The organism is Sorangium sp. So ce295, assembly GCF_051527405.1.
Lineage (GTDB): Bacteria > Myxococcota_A > Polyangia > Polyangiales > Polyangiaceae > Sorangium > Sorangium cellulosum_B.
Genome location: NZ_CP150324.1, coordinates 10,367,050 through 10,385,455, shown reverse-complemented (window position 1 = coordinate 10,385,455; position 18,406 = coordinate 10,367,050). Strand labels below are relative to the sequence as shown.

12 protein-coding genes are annotated in these 18,406 nt (G+C 72.1%); 7 read left to right on the top strand and 5 right to left on the bottom strand.

Annotation, left to right across the window (positions count from 1 at the left end):
- Window positions 1–89 precede the first annotated feature (89 nt).
- Together WMF11_RS39390 and WMF11_RS39385 are read right to left on the bottom strand one after the other, a co-directional pair.
- Window positions 90–1,373: a diaminopimelate decarboxylase gene (locus WMF11_RS39390; protein ID WP_437974459.1), complete on the bottom strand. Its 1,284-nt coding sequence runs from the start codon at window positions 1,371–1,373 to the stop codon at window positions 90–92.
- A 202-nt stretch (window positions 1,374–1,575) separates the two neighbouring features.
- Window positions 1,576–2,478, bottom strand: coding sequence for a protocatechuate 3,4-dioxygenase (locus WMF11_RS39385; RefSeq protein WP_437904288.1), 903 nt, complete (start codon window positions 2,476–2,478; stop codon window positions 1,576–1,578).
- Window positions 2,479–3,234: 756 nt separating this feature from the next.
- Between WMF11_RS39385 and WMF11_RS39380 the strand changes: the two genes are divergently transcribed.
- Both WMF11_RS39380 and WMF11_RS39375 read left to right on the top strand, forming a co-directional pair.
- Window positions 3,235–3,642, top strand: coding sequence for a response regulator (locus WMF11_RS39380; RefSeq protein WP_437904285.1), 408 nt, complete (start codon window positions 3,235–3,237; stop codon window positions 3,640–3,642).
- A 63-nt stretch (window positions 3,643–3,705) separates the two neighbouring features.
- Window positions 3,706–4,602 carry a dienelactone hydrolase family protein gene (locus tag WMF11_RS39375; protein ID WP_437544890.1) on the top strand — a complete coding sequence of 299 codons (897 nt, stop codon included), beginning with the start codon at window positions 3,706–3,708 and terminating at the stop codon, window positions 4,600–4,602.
- 58 nt (window positions 4,603–4,660) lie between these two features.
- Here WMF11_RS39375 and WMF11_RS39370 read toward each other — a convergent pair whose 3' ends face one another.
- From WMF11_RS39370 to WMF11_RS39360, 3 genes are all read right to left on the bottom strand, one after another.
- Window positions 4,661–5,542, bottom strand: coding sequence for a Uma2 family endonuclease (locus tag WMF11_RS39370; RefSeq protein WP_437974458.1), 882 nt, complete (start codon window positions 5,540–5,542; stop codon window positions 4,661–4,663).
- A 124-nt stretch (window positions 5,543–5,666) separates the two neighbouring features.
- Window positions 5,667–6,917 carry a hypothetical protein gene (locus tag WMF11_RS39365; protein WP_437974457.1) on the bottom strand — a complete coding sequence of 417 codons (1,251 nt, stop codon included), beginning with the start codon at window positions 6,915–6,917 and terminating at the stop codon, window positions 5,667–5,669.
- Window positions 6,914–11,230 (bottom strand): VIT domain-containing protein, encoded by a 4,317-nt coding sequence (locus WMF11_RS39360; protein WP_437974456.1) that lies wholly within the window; start codon window positions 11,228–11,230, stop codon window positions 6,914–6,916. Before WMF11_RS39360 ends, WMF11_RS39365 begins: the two co-directional genes overlap by 4 nt.
- Before the next feature lie 488 nt (window positions 11,231–11,718).
- Here WMF11_RS39360 and WMF11_RS39355 point away from each other — a divergent pair, with 488 nt between their 5' ends.
- The 5 genes from WMF11_RS39355 (at window position 11,719) to WMF11_RS39335 (ending at window position 18,401) form a co-directional block, all read left to right on the top strand.
- Window positions 11,719–12,240 carry a hypothetical protein gene (locus WMF11_RS39355; protein WP_437974455.1) on the top strand — a complete coding sequence of 174 codons (522 nt, stop codon included), beginning with the start codon at window positions 11,719–11,721 and terminating at the stop codon, window positions 12,238–12,240.
- A 171-nt stretch (window positions 12,241–12,411) separates the two neighbouring features.
- Window positions 12,412–13,998, top strand: coding sequence for a S28 family serine protease (locus tag WMF11_RS39350; RefSeq protein ID WP_437974454.1), 1,587 nt, complete (start codon window positions 12,412–12,414; stop codon window positions 13,996–13,998).
- Window positions 13,999–14,077: 79 nt separating this feature from the next.
- The gene (locus WMF11_RS39345; RefSeq protein ID WP_437974453.1) at window positions 14,078–15,385 is read left to right on the top strand and encodes a hypothetical protein; all 1,308 of its coding nucleotides are present in this window, start codon (window positions 14,078–14,080) and stop codon (window positions 15,383–15,385) included.
- Window positions 15,386–15,753: 368 nt separating this feature from the next.
- Window positions 15,754–16,455 carry a thermonuclease family protein gene (locus WMF11_RS39340; RefSeq protein ID WP_437974452.1) on the top strand — a complete coding sequence of 234 codons (702 nt, stop codon included), beginning with the start codon at window positions 15,754–15,756 and terminating at the stop codon, window positions 16,453–16,455.
- Between the two features lie 605 nt (window positions 16,456–17,060).
- Window positions 17,061–18,401, top strand: a complete 1,341-nt coding sequence (locus WMF11_RS39335; RefSeq protein WP_437911071.1) for a cytochrome B6 — start codon at window positions 17,061–17,063, stop codon at window positions 18,399–18,401.
- Window positions 18,402–18,406: the final 5 nt, after the last annotated feature.

The window sequence follows — 18,406 nt, the reverse complement described above, 5'->3', positions numbered from 1 at the left end:
CTGCTCCTCCACGCCACAGCGCTCGCCGCTCCATGGTGCCACATGCTGGATTCCCCTGGAAACGGTCATGTGAACGCCGCGCGGCGGGCTCATGGCCGGCCGCGGCCGCGGCTCCAGAACGCTACGACGTCCTCTGGCAGCTCGCGCTCGCGCAGGACCCGAAGGTCGTCGGCGTCGACGCCGAGCACAGCAGGGATGCCGCGGCTGCAGTGGCGGGACCACATGCTCAGCGTGTAAGCCCCCGTGTCGCGGATGAGCACGAGATCGCCGGGCGACAGCTCCGGAAACGCGAGATCGCGGGCGAGCACGTCGCCGCCGAAACAGAGCGGGCCGCCGAGGGTGCACGGCGAGAGCGGCCCCCCCTTGGGTTCGGCCTCGGGATCGAGCGCCATGAAGTCATGGTGCCAGTCGTCCGGGTGATACGCGCGGCGCAGCAGGAAGTCGGCGCCGAGGTGAAGGATCGCGGTGCGCCCGGCCGAGTCCTTCTTCACATACTCCACCCGCGAGACCGCGAAGCCGCAGCCCGCCTGGATCCAGCGCCCGAACTCGGTGATCAGCGTGGTCCCCTCCTCGAAGAGCGTCGGCACCTCGCGCCGCAGCGCGGCCGCGTAGTCCTCGAGCGCCGGGGGGCGGTCCGTGCTCCGGTAGGCGACCGGCAGACCGCCACCGATATCCATGGTGCCGGCGGCGAGCGGGCCCATCGCGCGCCGGAGCTCCTGGCGCAGCGCCTCGACGCGCCCGATCCCGTCGATGAGCTGCGAGAGCGCGCACCCCTGCGAGCCGACATGCACGTGCAGCCCGTCGAGCCACGGGTACCGCGCAAAGGCGGCGCGCACCGCGTCCGCCTGTTCGAGGGGGACCCCGAACTTGGAGCGCCGATCCGCGACGCTGGTCAGGGCGATGCTCGAGGCCCCGACCTGCGGGTTGATGCGCAGCCCGATGCGGCTGGCCACCCCCCCGTGACGGACGAGCTCGTCGATGCGTCCGAGCTCATCGAGGTTGTCGGCGTTGAGCCGCACGCCCAGGCGGAGGGCCTCCGCGATGTCGGCGCGGGACTTCGCGGGAGAGTCGTAGACGATGCGGTCGGGTGGGCAGCCGGCGGCCAGCGCGAGCTTCACCTCCTCGAGGGAGGCCGCCTCGAGCCCCGCGCCGCAGTCGACCGCCGCCCGCAGGACCTCGACGAGGGGGTTCGCCTTGATCGCGACGGTGTGGAGGGCGCCCGGCGGAAACGCCGCGCCGATCCGTCCGATGCGCGCCCGCATGCGCCCCAGATCGTGGAACAGGACCGCCGGCTCCACATCCATCCCGCGGCGCCGCGCCTCGCGGAACGCGCGCGCCATGCTCCCGGGATCCAGCCGATCCGTGTCGCTCATGGAACCTCCCTGCCGCAGTCTGGCGCCCCGGAGGGCGATTGTCCGCCCCGCGCCGGCGCGGCGAACGGAAGAGGTGCCCTGTTTCCTCGAATTTTCGTGACGCTCGGCGGGCAGCGGGCAGGCGCCGTCCCGGCTCGCCGAGGGGTGGCCCGGGTCGAGCCGGGGCGTGACGCACGGCCCCCTGGGCAGGACATCCGTGCGCTCAGGCATCGACGATGATGTTGAGAATGCTGGTGACCAGCCCCGAGGTGTACGTGGCCGGCATGATCACGTTGCCTGGCGGCGGATCGAGGCTGGACGCCGGGAGGTTCGCCGAGCGAGCCGCGTAGGCCGCCTCCTTCTCGAAGACCTCCGCGCTGAGGTCCGCGTCGAGATAGAGCTGCGTCGTGATCAGCCTGGTCGTGGCTCCGTTGATGCGAGCGACCATGTGGACGTGGACTGGCCGCCCCGCGTCCGACCCGGGATAGATCGACTTGAAGCCCACGATCCCGTTGCGATCCGAGAGCTGCACGCCGCGGCAGAACCGATCCTGGCTCTCCGGCGTGCGCTCGGCCGCGCCCGTGGACGGCGTGGAGGGGCGCTGATGCTCGAAGCCGCTGGTTTGCCCATCCGCGTCACAGTGCCAGAGGTAGACCTCGGCGTCGGGGATGGGCTCGTTGTTGCTCCGGGCGTCGAGCAGGCGGACATAGAGCCGGAGCTCGCAGCCGGGGTGGTCGTCCCGGATGTCGCTGCGAAACAGGCTGATGTCGTTCGGGATCTCGCTGTTGTCGATGAAGAACGGACCCCCGATGTCCTTGGCGGTCAGTCGGCAGCTGCCGGCGCCCTCGAAGATCGACGGATCCAGCGCGTCGGCGCCGCCGGCGCTGCTCGAGCTGGTGGCGAAGGGGCCGGCGGTGCGGCTGCCCTTGCTACCAGGGCCGCTCCACGTGCCCCCCCCGCCGCCGGTGCCGCTCCCGCTCAGGTCGCCGCCCCTCTCGTCGTCCTCCCTGCAGGACACGAGTACGGGCCTTGTGATGGCGAATGCCCCGAGCTTGACGAGGGGCTGCCGACGGTTGAAGACCCAGTCGAGCAGCTCTCGCGGCACGGCTCCTTGGCTATTGCGCATACAACGGTCTCCTTCGATGAGTCGCTGAGCCGACCCGTGCAACCACCCTGGCTTGACCGGACAGGGAGCGGCGTCCCGCCCCGGCGCTGCCCATGCCGGCGCCGTGGCTGACGGTGGGGCCGTTGTCGACGCCGCCAGCGCCGCTGGTCGCCGAGGAGGCGCTCGTCGACGCCGCGTCATCGGGGGCCTCATCGCTGTTCCCGGTCTCGGACTGGCACGCCACCATGACGAGCGACGGGATGAGCGCGCCGAGGAGGGGTCGGGGAGCACGGGGACCGAAGCTGCCCGAGGACAGGCTGCCCCACCCGCTGTTCACGGTGAGACAGTGCTTCAAGGACATACGGGCTTGGCCCTCCTAAGTAAGAACCGGGCGACGCGCCGAGGTGCGCGGTAGCGGAGCGACGTACCGCGAATGAGAAGCTCTCGCCCCGTCCAGCTCTATCGTGGCCGAGCCAGGGCTCTCATCGAAGCAGCTCTGGTGAAAAAATGCAGTGCGCGCGGTGCGCACAAGGTTTCCTGTGTGACTCAGACGAATTCCCGGAACGCGCCGATGTGATCACGGCACGGGTTCGAGGAGGGGCCAGGTCGGTCCTCGGAGGCCGCCGCGGGGCACCTGACCAGCGCGCAGCCGGGCCTGGAGGGCTCAGGGGCGCCGCCGGGGACGCGCTCTCCTGTCGGAAGGCCGACAAACGCTTCCGATTTTGCCGTTTGTGGTGTACTAGGCGCCCCCTCGAGAGCTCGAGCCGGACCCGCCGCATGACCCGCATCCTCCTCATCGACGACTCCGCCGCGATGCGGACGTACATGCGAGCCGCTCTGGAGGGGGCGTCAGAGCTCGGGCCGGCGGTCGAGGTCGCCGAGGCGGCGAGCGGGTTCGAGGCGCTCCGGCGGATGCACGGGGGCGCCTACGACGCGGTGATCCTCGACATCCACCTGCCGGACATCGACGGCCTCGAGCTCATCCGTTTCATCCGGCAGAGCCGGCACCATCGCGACGTCGCGGTCGTCATCGTGTCGTCGATGTCCTCGCCGCGCGAGCGGGAGCGGGCGTTCCGGCTCGGCGCCCATGCGTTCGTCGCCAAGCCGTTCGCCCCGGATACGCTGGTGGCCGCCGTCCGGCGGGGGGTCGCGTCGAGCCAGCTGGGCCTGCGCGTCGCGACGTAAGCGGGCGCGACGCCTCGCGGCGAGGCTTCCGGCGCGCCGCTCCGAGCTGGTAGGGTGCGGGCCATGACGCTCCTGTCCCACCTGCGCCGCTTCCGCGTGGCTGCGTCGCTGGCGCTGCTCGCCGCGACCGCCTGCTCTGCCTCGTCTCCCGCGCCCCGCGTCGAGCCGCCGCCCGCGGCCGCCGCGCCGGCGTCGTCCGGCGCGCCAGGTGAAGTCGGCCCGACCGGGCTGCTCTCGGAGGAGGACTTCAAGGCCCTCCACGAGCTCAGGGCGGACAAGGCCCCGCCCGCGCGAGGACAGACGGTCGAGGTGGCTGGCACGAAGGCATACCTGAGCCTGCCGCGGGACGCGAAGCCGCCGATCGCGGGCGTCGTCGTCATCCACGAGTGGTGGGGCCTGAACGAGCACATCAAGCACTGGACCGATCGCCTCGCGGAGGACGGGTATGCGGCGCTCGCCGTGGACCTCTACGGCGGCAAGGTCGCGACCACGCCGGACGACGCGATGGCGGCGATGAAGGCGGTCGACGAGGCGAAGGGGATCGAGGTCGTGCGCGCGGCGCACCGCTTCCTCACGACGGACGCGCGCGTCCTCGCGCCGCGCACGGCCTCGATCGGGTGGTGCTTCGGCGGCGCGTGGTCGCTCAAGCTCGCGCTGAACGAGCCCGAGCTCGACGCGGCCGTGATCTACTACGGCCGGCTCGTCACCGACCCCGCGCAGCTCAAGGCGATCAAGGCGCCCGTGCTCGGCATCTTCGGCAACCAGGACAAGGGCATCCCGCCCGAGGTCGTCAACGACTTCGACAAGGCGCTCCACGACGCGGGCATCGAGCACGAGGTGCTCCGGTACGACGCCGACCACGCCTTCGCGAACCCGTCGGGAGAGCGGTACAACACGAAGGCCGCGGCGGACGCGTGGGAGAAGGCGCGGCGGTTCCTGGCGGCGAAGCTGAAGGGGTGATGAGCGGCGTGGCTGGCGAGGAGGGCTCAGGCGGCCATCCCCCTCGCCGGCCAGGCGCTCAGCGCGACTTGAGCCGCTCGATCTCCGCGCGCGCCTGCGCCAGCTGCCTCTCTGTCTCCTCGCGCAGGCGCTGCTCCCCCTCGCGCAGGCGCTGCTCCTCCTCGCGCAGGCGCCGCTCCCTGTCGAGCTCCGCGGCCAGCTCCTCGGCGATGCGCTGCGCGTCCTCCTGGTGGGAGATGACCTGATCGAGCATCCCGCCAAGGCGGGCGATCCTCTCATCGGTGTCCTCGAGAGGGGCGTTGCCCGCGAAGAAGCGGAGGCGCGTGCCGTCGAGCAGCAGATCGAGTCCGAGCACCTCGGAGGCGAACCGGCCAGCCTGAGGCACGATGCGCTGGTAGGCGCGCGGGCGTGAGGGATCGCTTTCCTGTGCCGCGGCCGCGGGCAGCCTGTAGGCGTGCAGGCGCAGGCGGGCGCGGTCGAAGAGGAAGTACTCGTGGATGCCGAGCCGGGCGTAGCGGTCGACGTTGAGCTTGTGATCCTTCGTGCGGCTGCCGGCGACGTGGACCTCGATCACGAGATCGAGCCCCTTGCCCTCGTGGTCGACCACCCACCGCATGCGCTCGTGGGGCTCGACGTCGACCACGGCGAGAAGATCGGGCGCGAACCGCGGCTCGCCTGGATAGAAGACGGCGAGCTCGGAAGAGAGGTAGATCTTGCGGGCGGTGCGGCGAAAGAAGCCGTCCAGGGCGTCCAGCGCGTCGCGCTTCGCCTTGCGGTGCGCGTCTCCCTCGGGAGGCATGAGCTCCAGCGGGACCTCGGCAGGGAGCATGTCGACGACGCGCGCGCGCTCGGCCGGGGTCATCCGCGCCCACTGCTCGCTCGTCGGCGCGCGGGGGTCGGCAGGGTCGAAGAGATAACCGGCAGGGAGGGCCTGAACCACACGCAAAGCCTAGCTCAACCGACCTCGCTCGGGGAGGCTCCCAGGGCGCCGCGCGCCAAGGGCACCCCTTACGGCCAGGCATCGTTTTGCGTGTGATTTTCAGGGGCGGCCGTCGCTCATCGCCTCAACGGAGCTCGCGCAGCGCTGCGATGAGCTCCGCCAGCGACGTCGTGTCGCTCCGATCGAGCGCCCCCGATCCCGCGGCGAGCGCCTCGGCGAGCGCGCGCGAGCCCCCGGCCTCCGGCGCGGCGGCGGCGACGGCCGACTCGGCGCGCGCTATCTCCGTCACGAGCGCGCCGATCGCCGCCGGGTCGATCTCCGCCGCCCTCGCCGTCGCGGAGAGCGCGCCCGCGGCGCTCTCGACCTGCTCGACGGAGGTGCGCGCCGAAGCGTGCAGCTCCGCCAGGCGCAGCCGCTCGAGCAGCGCGCCGTAGGCCGACTCCATCGCGGTGAGCTCGCGCAACGCGAGCGCCGCCGGGCCCTCCGCTCCCTCTGGACCGGTCGAACCGTCTTCGCCGGGCGCGCCCGGCGCGCGCCGCTCCGCGATCTCCACGACCTCGGCGCGCGCCGCCCGCACCTCGCCGAGGAACGCCTCGATCGACGCCGCCGCCGGGGCGAGCGCGCCCGCGCCCAGGGTCGCGAGCGCCTGCGTCGCCTCGCGCGGCCGCCGCCGCAGCAGCCGCCGGAGCGGCGCGTTGCATGCGATCCGCAGCGCCGCGGCCTCTGCGGCGGCGAGCACCCGCTGGCCCATCGACAGCTTCAGCGCGGCCTCGTCGCACGCGCGCGCGAGGTCCTCGGCGAGCGCGCTCGCCTCCGGTCGCTCCTCCGACTGCGGCCCGTCCTGCGCGCCGGCGCGCTTCGCCTCGAGCGCGGCGCGCGCGCCGGCCAGCGAGCCCACCGCGGCGCGCAGCCGCGCGACGGCGTCGTCGGCCGCCGCCGTCTCGGCGGCGAGGTCGTCTCCCTCGGCGTACGCGCGCTGGCTCGCCGCGAGCAGCCGGCGCCGCTCGTCGCCGGCCCGCAGCGCCGCGGCGCTCCGGCGGGCCTGCGCCGCCCCGAGCGCCGCCGCGGCGCGCGCGCCGAAGGTCCACGCGCACGCCGCGGTCGCCCCGATCGCGGCCGCGGCGGCGATCCCCACGGCGGCCGTCGGGACGGTCGCGCCCGCGCCCGCGCCCACGCGCAGCCCGACCATCCCGGCCGCGAGCGCGCAGGCCGCCGCGCCCGTGCCGACCGCGCGCGCGCCGCGCCGGCGCGGCGCGGCCTCGAGCGCCGTCACGCCGAGGTAGGCCACCGAGCCGAGCGCCACGAGCAGCAGGACGAGCGCCAGCGGCGACGTCAGCGTGACGAGGAGCCAGCCGAGCAGCGAGACGTCGATCATGGCAGCGCGCCGCTCGCCAGCGTGACCTCCCGGTCCTTCGCGCCGATCGACCCCGGCGCGCTCGTCACCTGGAAGGACGCCCCGTCCCACACGATCGTCGTCACCACGAAGCGCACGTCCCTCCCCGGCGGATCGCTGCGGAACCGGACGCGCCACTCGAGGCGCGCGAGCTCCGAGGCGGGCAGCTGCACCGCCGCGAGCCCGACCGCCGGCGCGAAGGTGCCGTCGCCGAGCGCCGCGTCCACCTGGCCGTCCCGCGCCGCGAGGGCGAGCTCCGCGGCGTAGTCCTCCCAGAGCACGACGCGCAGCGCCCCGGGGCCGCTGAAGAGCTGGAGCTCCTTCAGCTTGCGGGCGAGGCTCTCGGCCTCGGCGCCGGCCGCGGGGGCCGCGCCGCCGCCCCCGGCGAGCAGCCGGCCGATGCGCGCCGCCGACAGGAGCCGCGCCCACGCGCGCGGATCGTCGGGCCCCGGCGTGCCCTCCGCGGCGGAGACCTTGCGCTGGATGCGGAGCGCCTCGTCGACGCGCCCGCTGCCCGCGGCCGCCGCGGCGAGCCGCAGCCAGCCCTGGGGCTCGGCCGGCGCGAGGTCCGTGAGCGTCGTGTACTGGCGGTACGCCGCCGCGTACCAGCCGTGCCGGAGGTAGACGTCGCCGAGCATCGCGCGCGACGCGGGGCTCGTCGGATCGAACTCGACGACCTCCGAGTACGTGCGCAGCGCGTCCGCCTCGAAGCCGCTCGACGCGAGCACGTCGCCGAGATCGAGCGCGAGCGCCGGGCTCATGAAGCCGCGGTCGCGCAGCCGCCGCCCGTAGGCGAGCGCCTCGTCCTTCCGGCCCGCCTCCGCGAGCAGGCGCACCCGCCGGATCTCCCCCTCCGGATCGTCGGGCCGCTCGGTGAGCGCCTGCCGCACCAGCGCGAGCCGATCGTCCACCGCCGGGATCGCCGCGAGCCGCTCGTCGAGGAGCGCCCAGCTGGCCCTGGGATCGACGCCCCCGAAGAGCGTGCGCCGCACCGCCGCCGAGACCGCGGGGTCCACGCTCCGCCTGAGGAGCGCGTGCGCGATGAACCGCTGCGCCTCGGGCTCGCCGGCGAACCGGGCGAGCAGCGCCTCGGCGCCGCCTTCCGTGGACACCCTCGCCTGGAGGAGCGAGAGGAGCGCGGCCCTCGATCGCCAGTCCGGCAGCTCGCAGGTCGTGAGCGCGCCCTCGTAGCGCGCGATGAGCTGCTCGGCCGTCGTGGCGCGGGCGAGGCGCTTCGACCAGACGACGATGCGCTCGGCGAGCGGCCGCCGCGCGGTGTCGCTGCACGGCGCCATCGCGACCTGCGGGCGCCTCGGCGGCGGGGAGGTCCGGGGAGCGGGGCGCACCGCCGCGGGCGCTGCCTTGCGGGCCTTCTCCAGGCGCGGGATGGCGTCGGACGGCGCGATCGCACCGCCGCCGCCCGTCGCGCGCTTGGCCTCGGTCGAGCGGATCGCTGCGGGCTCGGACGGCTTGTCGGCCGCCGGTGCGCTCATGGGCGCAGCCAGCCGGCGGGGGGCGGCCGGCTGGTTCGTCGCGGCCTCCTGCTTCTGCAGCAGGGGCTCTTGCTCCGCCTCCTCGGCCGGGCGCGCCGCCTCGGGCGCAGGGGGCGGGGCCGCCAGCGTGGCGCCGGGCGCGGCGACATCTCCCTTGAGGCCCTGGTCCCGCTCGTTGCCCTGCTCCGCGATCGCCGGCGCCATCGCCGGCGCTGGCGCCGCCGTCTGCGCCCTCGCGCCGCGGCCGCCTTCTTTCGCCGAGCTCTCCTCGTAGGCCGCGCTCGGCTCGCTCCTCGAGCACCCGGCGGCGACGGCCGCGGAGGGCGGCGCGAGCAGCGCCGCGAGCTCGCGCTCTCGCTGGGGCGTGAGCGCCGTCAGCCGCTCGCCCCGGAGCGGCGAGCGCCGCCGCCGGATCCCCTGGTTCACGTAGGCCTGCTCGCTCTCGAGCGCCAGCGTGCTCGTGAACGGCGTGATCAGCCCGTAGTCGAGCCCGAGCTCGACCACCTTGCCCCGGTGCGCCTCGATGTCGTCGCCGTCCGCGAGCAGCCGCCGCATCTTCTCGGCCGCCCAGAAGCGCGGCACCAGGGCCGCGCCGACGCCCCGATCGAGCTCGATGGGGTGCTCGCGGGTGTACTCCTTCCCCGCGAGCCGCCCCTTCACGATCGCCTTCGTGGGCAGCGCGTGGTGCGTGCGCGCGAGCAGCACCACCTCCTCGCCGCGCGACACCTTGCCGCTCGCGGTGAGCATCGGCTCGTCGAGCCCTGCGCCGAGGTCGATCGCGAGATCGGTGATGGTCGGCGTCTTGATCGCGCCGGCGAGGCGCAGCACCTCGGACGTCGAGCCCTCGGCCTCGTCGATCCGGAACGCCTGTCCTCCCCCGGCGCGCGCGAGCTCGCGCAGCAGCGCGTGGTTCGAGTTCTCGCCGACGCCGACGGTGAAGAAGCGCGCGCGCGAGCCCGTGAGCGAGCGCCGGAGCCGCTCCGCGAGGCGCGCGCCCGTCACCTCGCCGCTCGTCGCGAGCCCGTCGCCGATGTAGATGACCGCCGGCTGCTCCTTGCCGTGCACCCGCCCGAGCGCCGACTCGAACAGCGCGCCGAGGTCGGTCGCGCCCCCCGTCGCGTGCTCGGCCAGCCGCGTGAGCGCGGCGGAGATCTCCTTGTCCGACGCCTCGGCCAGCCCGTCCTTCGGGTGCAGGACCGCCGGCGCCGAGTCGAGCGCGATCAGCGCGAAGTGATCCGACGGCGACATCGCCCGCAGGATCGCCTCGGCGGCCGCCGCCTTCTGCTGCCGCGCCGACTCGTCGGCCGACGCCGACGTGTCCACCACGACGACCAGGTCGGCGGGCAGCTCCTTGAGCTCGGCCCAGTCCACGTCGGGCACGTACCTGGCCATCACGTAGTCCGCGCGGTCCTCGCCCGCGGCGAAGCGCGACACCCGAAGCGGCGTCGCCTTGGCCTTGACGGAGGCCTCGAGCTGGAAGTCCGCGCGCGGCTCGTAGCCGCTCCGCCGCATGCTCACCCGCCGCCCGCCGTCCTCGATCACCGCGTCGGCCAGCGTCGCGATCTCCAGCCCCTGACCGGCCTGGCCGAGATCCACGGAGAGGGAGAACTCGCCGATCTGCACGGGATCGCTCGCGCGCATCGGGTAAACGTAAGCAAGCTTACCTGACGGCGCGCTGAGCATCTCCACGTAGCGCAGCACGACGCGCCGGGAGCCGCTGGCGGGCACGGGGAAGATGCGGGCGCGGTAGCTGTGCCCGTCGACCCACTCGAGCAGGGCCGGCTCGTGGCCGGTCTGCACGGCGGTCTGGTACCGCTGCGCCGCTTCCTTCCGCTCGATGACCTCGCCCTCGACGAGCACGCCGTTGGTCTCCACGGCGAACGAGCTCACGATCGCCCGCTCGGGCACGGTGAACCAGTACCAGCCCTCGACCTGGCGTCCGCCCGGGTTCGAGAAGGTCTGGTCCACCTCGGTCTCGGCGATGCCGTCGCGCAGGACGGCCCGCACGGCTTGCCGGCTGATCTCGAGCGTGCGCGCCTGCGTCCCGGGGGCGCCCTGCAGGTCGACGCCGTAGATCCGGCCGGATCCGCTGCCTTCGCCTGCGAGCGGCCGGTGGTCGCCCATGCCGCCGGTCCAATCCTCCCAGTAGGCGAGCGGCGCCACCTTGGGTGCGGCGCCGCCGGCGACCGTCGCCTGCTCCCCTGCGTGCACCTCGACGCGCCCGCCGGGGGCCGCGACGACGGCGAGCCCGCGCGCCACGTACACGCTCACGGCGTCGCCCGAGCGCCTCATCGACAGGCCGGCGTCGGCGGCCGAGACGTTGACGTCCCCGAGCGCGTGCGTGAGCCCGCTGCGCCCTTCGGGCGGCGCGTCGAGCCAGACCTCGCCCTGGGCGATCGAGAGCCCCTCTGCGCGGAGCGCGATCTCCGAGTCTGCGCGGAGGAACACCGCCGAGCCGTCGGCGAGCCGGACGAGCGCCCGCGCGCCCTTTCCGGTCGCGAGCTTCGCCCCGACCGGGACCGGGATCCCGGACACCACGGTCGACTTCCTTTCGCCCTGAGCGTTCGCCGCGAGCGTGACCTCCCCCGAGGACAGCTCGAGCCGCGCGCCGATGGCGCTGGTCTTCTCGGGCTTCGTCTCGTGGGTCAAGACGAGCGCGGTCACGCTGGCGGCCAGCGCGAGCGCCCCGAGCGCCAGCCGGAAGCGCAGGCCGCGCCTGCGCCGCGCAAGCTCGGCCCCCGCCCTTGCTGCGCCCTCTTCTGCCGGCGTCTCGGCCGGCTCTATCTGTTCGTGCGACGACATCCAAGACCTCCTCGCCGCGGTGGCCCTCGCCCCCGGGAGCCCTGCGCGGGGCCGCATGCAGACGTCTCATGCCCCCCGGCGATCTACGAAGCGATCGCGCTGGTCATCGTAACGGGAAAGCGCGGAGGAAGCGTAGCCCCAAGCCGGAGCGGGACGGCGAGGGGCGCGCATCCGGCTGCCGCCTGGTGTGGGGACGATCTGCGAGCCGCCCAGACGGCAAGAGAGCAAGAGAAGAGGAGAAGAAGAGTTGAACGCCAAGACGCCAAAAGACGTCAAGAGAAGAGAAAAAAGCTCGTGAAGGCGCCAGGGGAAGTTTGCAACGCCAGCGCGCCAAGGGAGCGAAGGAGGAAAATGTTCTCTCTCGCATTTGGCGTCTTCTGGTCTCTCTTGGCGTCTTTTGGCGTTCGATTCTTCCTCTCCATCCGACCGGCGCTTCAGGTCATCTCGCGCCCCGCGGGCCAGGCGCGGCGGGTCGCGTTGTGCTCCGCATGGAAGCTCTCTATGCTCTGTCCATGCAATGGACACATCGATTGCTTGTGATTTCCGTCGTGAGCTGTCTCGGCTGTGAAACGAGCGGCCCCGAGGAAGGCGTCAGCGCCGGCGGCACGGATGTTCCGGACGTCTCGGGCGGCACTGGAGGCTCGGATGACGCCCGGGACCCGGACTTTGGCGCCGGGATCATCCCTTCGGAGGGAGAGTTCGATCCCATCCCGCTCGAGGGCCTCACGCCCTGCGCAGAGCGTCCGGTGTTTTGCGAAGCTGGAGGTACCTCTGAAGACGTTGCGACGGAGCGCCTGCTGGAGATCGGCGAGGATTGCGTCATCGCCACGAACTTTCCGTGCGGCGCTGGGTTAGCGGCCAAGTTCGATGAGATGGGCTGTGCGGTAGGGATACAGGATCCTGACATCGACGCGAGAGCAATGTCCTGCGTCATCGAGGCCGTCACGGCGGAGCGATGGGCTTGCGCCACGGGCATGATCGTGCGCGCGGGCGCCTGGACTTGTGAATAACCGGCGCTCGCCTCGACACGCCACCCAGGGCCGCCAACGCCCAAGAGCGGGGTTAAGCAAGCCGAGCCGCCACGGTGATCCGGACGCATGATCCGGGATGGCTCACCCGCGACGTGGAAATCTTGCTGCGCTACGCCGTTCCGGACGCTGATCGGGCACGCTGCCGCCACGATGGCCGACCGGGCGATGCAGAACAGCAGGGCGGCCTTCTTGATATCGCTCGCGCTGGCGGCCGTCGCCGCCTGCGGAGACGACGGCAGCGGAGAGGCGAGCGCCTCGACGGCATCTTCCGCGAGCTCGGGCACAAGCGCGAGCGCCGGGACCGGCGGCGGCTCGACCGGCGAGGGCGGCGCGACCGACGGCGGTGGCGGCAGCGGCGGCGCAACGGACGGCAGCAGCGGCGTGACAGGTGGCGGCGGCGCTGGCGGCGTGGGCGGGTCGGCCGGCGGCGGCGGCGCGGCGGTGGAACTCCTGGATCAGCTGCGCGCGCTCGACGTCGCCGTGGTCACGGAAGAGGCGTCCAAGATCCCCGGCTATCGGTTCTTCGTCATCGAGCTCGAACAGCCTGTCGATCACGATGCCCCGGGCGGCGAGCGCTTCCGGCAGCGGCTCGCGCTGCACCACCGCGACTCGAGCGCGCCGCTCGTGCTCGCCGCGACCGGCTACTCGTTGTTTCTCCCCGAGCAGTACATCGAAGAGCCCACCGCGCTCTTGAACGCAAACCAGATCTACGTCGAGCACCGGTTCTTCACGCCGTCACGCCCGGAGCCGGCGGATTGGACCAAGATGACGATCGAAGCGGCGGCCGCCGATCACCACCGCGTCGTCGAAGCGTTCCGCACGATCTACACCGGGAGATGGATCTCCACGGGGGCGAGCAAGGGCGGAATGACCTCCGTCTACCATCGTCGTTTCTACCCCGATGACGTCGACGGCACGGTGGCCTACGTGACTCCGCTCAGCCACGGCGTCGAAGATCCACGCTACATCGATTTCCTGAACCAGGTCGGCGAGGCCGACTGCCGCGAGCGCATCGCCGCGTTCCGGCGCGAGGTGCTGCTCCGGCGCCCGGCCATGCTCGAGCGCGCGGAGACGGAAGCGGACGCGCTGGGCTTGACCTACGACCTGTTCGGCGTGGAGGCGCAGCTCGAGAGCGCTGTGATATGGCTCCCGTCCTACTTCTGGCTCTACTCGCTCGAGGCCGCCTGCGGCCAGATCCCGGACGTGTCGGCGTCCGACGACGACCTGTGGCTGGCCCTCGGCCAGATCTCTCCCGTGAGCGCCGGCGCCGATGCTGCGTATCTCGCCTTCGAGCCGTATTACTGGCAATGCTACACAGAGCTCGGCGCCCCCTTGCCCGACACCGCTGATATCGCTGACCTGCTCACGTTCGACTGGGGGTCGGTCGACCGCCTGCCGAGCATCCCCATCGAGCCGGAGTTCTCGCCTGCCGCGATGGAGGACGTCGCGCGCTGGGTCGCTACAGAAGGCAGCGAGCTCCTGTTCATCTACGGCGAGAACGACCCCTGGTCTGCCGGGGCCTTCGATCTCGGCGCGGCGGTGGACTCGTATCGTTATTTAGCGCCGGGCGCCAACCACGGCGCGCACCTCGGCGGCCTCGCCCCGGCCGACAGGGAAGCCGCGATGGCGACGCTCGCCCGGTGGGCGGGTGTGCAACGGTCGCTCATGACGGCGCAGCCCTTGCGCGCAGGCCTCCCCCGCTCTCCGCGCATGCCGCGCCCTCGATTCGCTCTCTGATCTCTTTGACCCCGGGTTACCCTCGACCGATGACCACCGCGGACCACGGGCAGCACCTCCTGGCGATGCGGCCGCAGCAATGAGCGAGGACGCTCCCGGGGCGGCTTCGCCCGAGCGACTTTGCAAGGTCGAGGTGCAGGACGCCCGCCGCGACAAGCGCCTCCTCGGGTCCGTGGTCGTCACATCGCTCGTCGGCACGTTCGCCGCTCCGTGGGGGCTGGCCGTGCTCGGGATGGAGAAGGCCTCGCTCTTCGCCGCGCTGATCGGCCTTGGCAGCTACTTCGCCAGCGCGCTGTCGTTCGCTGGCGCGGACCGCGGACCGGGCGAGCGCCGCCTCCGCGACGGCCGCGTGAAGATCGAGGGCGAGCGCCTGCTGATCGCGGAGGGAGCGAAGGAGAGCCGTCTGCCGCTCGCGCGCCTCGCCGGCGGCTGGACGGAGCGGACGCCGAACGGCCACGCCGCGGTGCTGTCGTTCTCGGATGGGCGCGTCGCCGCCGTCGCGCAAGCCTCGGAGGAGGAGGCGATCGACCTCCTGTCGCGGGCCGGGGCTGGGGCGCAGGCGCGCGCGGTGCGGATGCGCACGTACCGCGAGGACTCCAGCGGTCGCAAGATCGCCGGCTGTCTCCTGGCCATCTTCGTCCTGATCCTCGCCCCGGGGGTGCTGGCGTTGCTGATTCTGCTGTTCATGGCCATCGCGGAGTGGTCCATCGCGCCCCTCGGTCCGATGGTGGCAATGGGCGGGCTCGCGCCGCTCCCGGGCGTCGCGGCCTGGCTCTGGTCCAAGGTGACGCCGACCTGGGTGCATATCGGCACCGACGGGGTGATGGTCAAGGGCGCGTTCCGGCGGCGGTTCTTCCCGCACAGGGCCATCGTCCACGTCACTCTCACCCACGGGGGCGTTGGCGGCGCCTACTATTTCGTGAAGATCGGCCTGCGGGACGGCAGGTCGATCACCGTCCCGGCGGCCAGCCCCGCCGAGGCCACGGCGCTGATCGAGCGTATTCGGGCCGCTCAGGCCGCCGTCGCGATGCAGGATCGGGCGCGGCTGCTGGAGGTCATCGCGCGCAATGGCCGGCCGCTCGCCGAGTGGAAGAGAGCGCTGGGGTCGCTGGTGGCCAGGGCAGGCTACCGGACGGCGGGGAACGACCTCGAAGAGGTGCTGCGCATCGTCGAGGACGGTTCTGCGCCGCCGGAGCAGCGCGTCGCTGCGGCGCTCGCGGCGCGCCCGCACGGGGGCGAAGCGGTGGAGAAGCGGATCCGCGTCGCCGCCGAGGCGAGCGCCGAGCCGAAGCTGAGGCTGGCGCTGGAGAAGGTGTCCGCGGGGGAGGACGAGGAGGATTTGCTGGAGGAGATCGTCGCCGGCGACGCCCGGAAGGCGGCGGGATGAGCGGTGCTATGAAGAAGAATTGAACGCCAGAAGACGCCAAGAGACGCCAAAAGATGCCAAGAGAAGAGAAAAAAAGCTCGAGAAGGTGCCAGAAGAAGATTGCGACGGCAGCGCGCCAAGGGAGCAAAGAAGGAAATATTCTCTCTCGTCTTTTGGCGTCTCTTGGCGTCTTCTGGCGTCCAGATCTTCCTCTCTCCATCCGACGGCGCTTCAGGCCACCTCGCGCTCCCCGGGTCAGGCGCGGCGAGCGCTTTCCTAGGGCCAGGGCCCTCTCTATATCTTCATGGAACAGGCCGCCTGGCAGGGCGAACGTCCCTGCGATGCGCGAACGGCGGTCTCTGTGGGGCTATCCATCATAGGAGGGGGCGATGGCAGGATTGCTTCCGGAGTTCCGGAGGTTCATCGACTACGTGTCTCTTGTCGCCTGGAGGCGGGGGCCGCGCCGAGAGCTGCCGGGCGACAGGTTCCTCGCTGAGGTGGTGAGGACGGTCGACGGCGACACGCTCCGCGTGCGCGACGAGAACGGCGTGATCCATCCTGTCCGTATGCTCTCCATCGATACGCCGGAGACGCACTTCCTCGGCGCCTCGCAAGGTTACTGGGCCGAGCTGGCCGCCGAGCGGCTCTCCGAGCTGCTCCCCGACGGCGCCGAGGTCGAGATCCAGACGGACCAACAGCCGTTCGACGCCTATGGTCGCGTCCTCGGATACGTCCTGTCGCGCGGTCGGCTCATCAACCGGCAGATGCTGGAGGAGGGCCTTGCGACGACCTACATCGTCGCCCCGAACCTCCGTCATGCCCGGGAGCTCTCCGAGGCCGCGCGGCGGAGCTTCGCCGAGCGCCGCGGCATGTTCGGCGACGCCAGCGTCCTGCTCCCGTACGAGTTCCGGTGGAGGATGCGAGGCCAGTCGAGCGCGAAGCTCGTCGGCAGCCTGTCCCGAGGCGAGGTGGTCGATCTGGCGGAGCGGGAGCGGATCCCCGTCTGGGATCGGGTGTTCTTCTTCGACGCGAAGGACGTCAGGGCGCCGTTCTTCCGCGCCAGGCCGGAGCGGGACGAACAGGGCCGCTGAACGGACCGCCGCCGGGCGCGCGCGCTCGCGCCCCGGTCGCGCACGCGGCGCGGCGCGGCGCAAGCCATGATGCCACGGATCGTGGCAGTTTGCCTCGCGCCGCCCGCACATCGGCTGGACGGAGCCGCGCTCGTGAGCTCCGCGGGCACGGCGACCCGCGATGGCGCGAGGCGTGCTCGTTCGCCGATCCGAGCGAGGAGGCACGATCTCCCGCGCAAATTGCCCCGCTCCGCGCCTGATCAGCAACGGAGCGCACAGCGGGCGCACCCTTGGCACAGGAGTCGCCTGCGGGCGGAACTGCCCACGGCGCCTCGGCTGTGTGCCCGGCGAGCCGCCATTCGTGTGCACCGGGCGGGAGCTCCGCGCGCCAGGAGGCGGGGCGCTCGGCCAGCCATTTCTGACGACGTACCCCTCGTGAAGGAGCCGCTCGTATGCCTGTGAAGAGAATGGATATCACGTGCGTGGTCGCGTGCACTGCCGCGCTCTCGCTCGGCCTCGTGAACTGCGTCTCGACGCCGGGGGCGGTACATCTGGCGCCTGACAGCACGCGTGGCACGCCGCCGGGGACGCCCGAGGCGGTCGCGCCCACGGGCCCGAGGGCGCCCATGAACGCGTATCCGCCGCCCGGCCCCGCCACGCCGCGAACGAGCTACCTGCCGGTCGACGACAAGGAGCCGTTCGCCGCGCTGCTCGCCCGGATGAAGGCCGACAAACCCGCCGTGATGAAGCGCCACCAGACGCTGCTCGACGCGCGGTACGACCTGGCGAACCGCCCCGCGCCCGGGGTCACCATGTCACGCGGAAAGCCCGTCCAGGGGGGCGTCCGTGTGAAGCTCGAGAAGGGGACGACGTGGGAATCGCTGGCCGCCCTCACGCCCGACGCCATCCGGGACCAGGGCCTCTGGCCGCAGGGCTTCCTGCCGCTGCCCCACCCGAACCAGCCGGAAGGCGGGATGCTCTTCCCGAAGCTCCAGATCGAGGAGCTGAAGCGCCAGACGGGCAGGGATCTCACGCGCTTCGATCTCGACTTCGATATCCCGGATCACCTCATCTCCGAGTTCCCGCCGCCGATCTACCTCACGACGCGGCCTGACCTGGGCGACGTCTCCAAGGGGCAGCTCGTCACCATCGACAACTTCTACGAGCTCTTCAACGGCATCCTGAACCCGAAGCAGCTCGAGGGGCTCCGCCTCCTCGTCACGCCGTTCCCGCAGATGCAGTTCAACGCGACCGCGGACCGGCGCTCGGAGAAGGCGAGCCTCGGCGTCGCCTGCTTCGATTGCCACGCGAACGGGCACACGAACAACGCGACCCACCTCGTGGGCGACATAAGGCCGCAGGAGTTCCGTCACCGGGTCGACACCCCGACGCTGCGCGGCGTGAACATCCAGCGCCTCTTCGGCTCGCAGCGCGCGCTCAAGACCGTCGAGGACTTCACCGAGTTCGAGCAGCGAGCGGCGTACTTCGACGGTGACATCGTCATCGCCGTGAAGAAGGGGATCAACATCCTGGACCGGGGGCACCAGGTGCACCCGATGGCCGAGTTCCAGGAGATCCTCGACTTCCCCCCGGCGCCGAAGCTCGCGTTGAACGGGCGCCTCGACCCCGCGAAGGCCACGCCGGAGGAGCTCCGCGGAGAGCAGATCTTCAACGGCAAGGGCCAGTGCGCGACGTGCCATGCCGCGCCGTACTACACCGATAACCTGATGCACAACCTGCGGGCGGAGCGCTTCTTCAAGCCCGTGCTCATCAACGGACGGATGGCGACGGCGGACGGCCCCATCAAGACCTTCCCGCTGCGCGGCATCAAGGACAGCCCTCCGTACCTGCACGACGGGCGCCTGCTCACGCTGGAGGACACCGTGGAGTTCTTCAACCTGGTGCTCGGCACGAAGCTGACGGCGCAAGAGAAGGCCGATCTCACGGCGTTCCTGCGCGTCCTTTAGGAAGG

Bases quoted from the DNA above. Each gene is read 5' to 3' on its own strand.
- WMF11_RS39390 (WP_437974459.1), bottom strand. From the start codon at position 1,373: ATGAGCGACACGGATCGGCTGGATCCCGGGAGCATGGCGCGCGCGTTC.
- WMF11_RS39385 (WP_437904288.1), bottom strand. From the start codon at position 2,478: ATGCGCAATAGCCAAGGAGCCGTGCCGCGAGAGCTGCTCGACTGGGTC.
- WMF11_RS39380 (WP_437904285.1), top strand. From the start codon at position 3,235: ATGACCCGCATCCTCCTCATCGACGACTCCGCCGCGATGCGGACGTAC.
- WMF11_RS39375 (WP_437544890.1), top strand. From the start codon at position 3,706: ATGACGCTCCTGTCCCACCTGCGCCGCTTCCGCGTGGCTGCGTCGCTG.
- WMF11_RS39365 (WP_437974457.1), bottom strand. From the start codon at position 6,917: ATGATCGACGTCTCGCTGCTCGGCTGGCTCCTCGTCACGCTGACGTCG.
- WMF11_RS39360 (WP_437974456.1), bottom strand. From the start codon at position 11,230: ATGTCGTCGCACGAACAGATAGAGCCGGCCGAGACGCCGGCAGAAGAG.
- WMF11_RS39355 (WP_437974455.1), top strand. From the start codon at position 11,719: ATGGAAGCTCTCTATGCTCTGTCCATGCAATGGACACATCGATTGCTT.
- WMF11_RS39350 (WP_437974454.1), top strand. From the start codon at position 12,412: ATGGCCGACCGGGCGATGCAGAACAGCAGGGCGGCCTTCTTGATATCG.
- WMF11_RS39345 (WP_437974453.1), top strand. From the start codon at position 14,078: ATGAGCGAGGACGCTCCCGGGGCGGCTTCGCCCGAGCGACTTTGCAAG.
- WMF11_RS39340 (WP_437974452.1), top strand. From the start codon at position 15,754: ATGGCAGGATTGCTTCCGGAGTTCCGGAGGTTCATCGACTACGTGTCT.
- WMF11_RS39335 (WP_437911071.1), top strand. From the start codon at position 17,061: ATGAACGCGTATCCGCCGCCCGGCCCCGCCACGCCGCGAACGAGCTAC.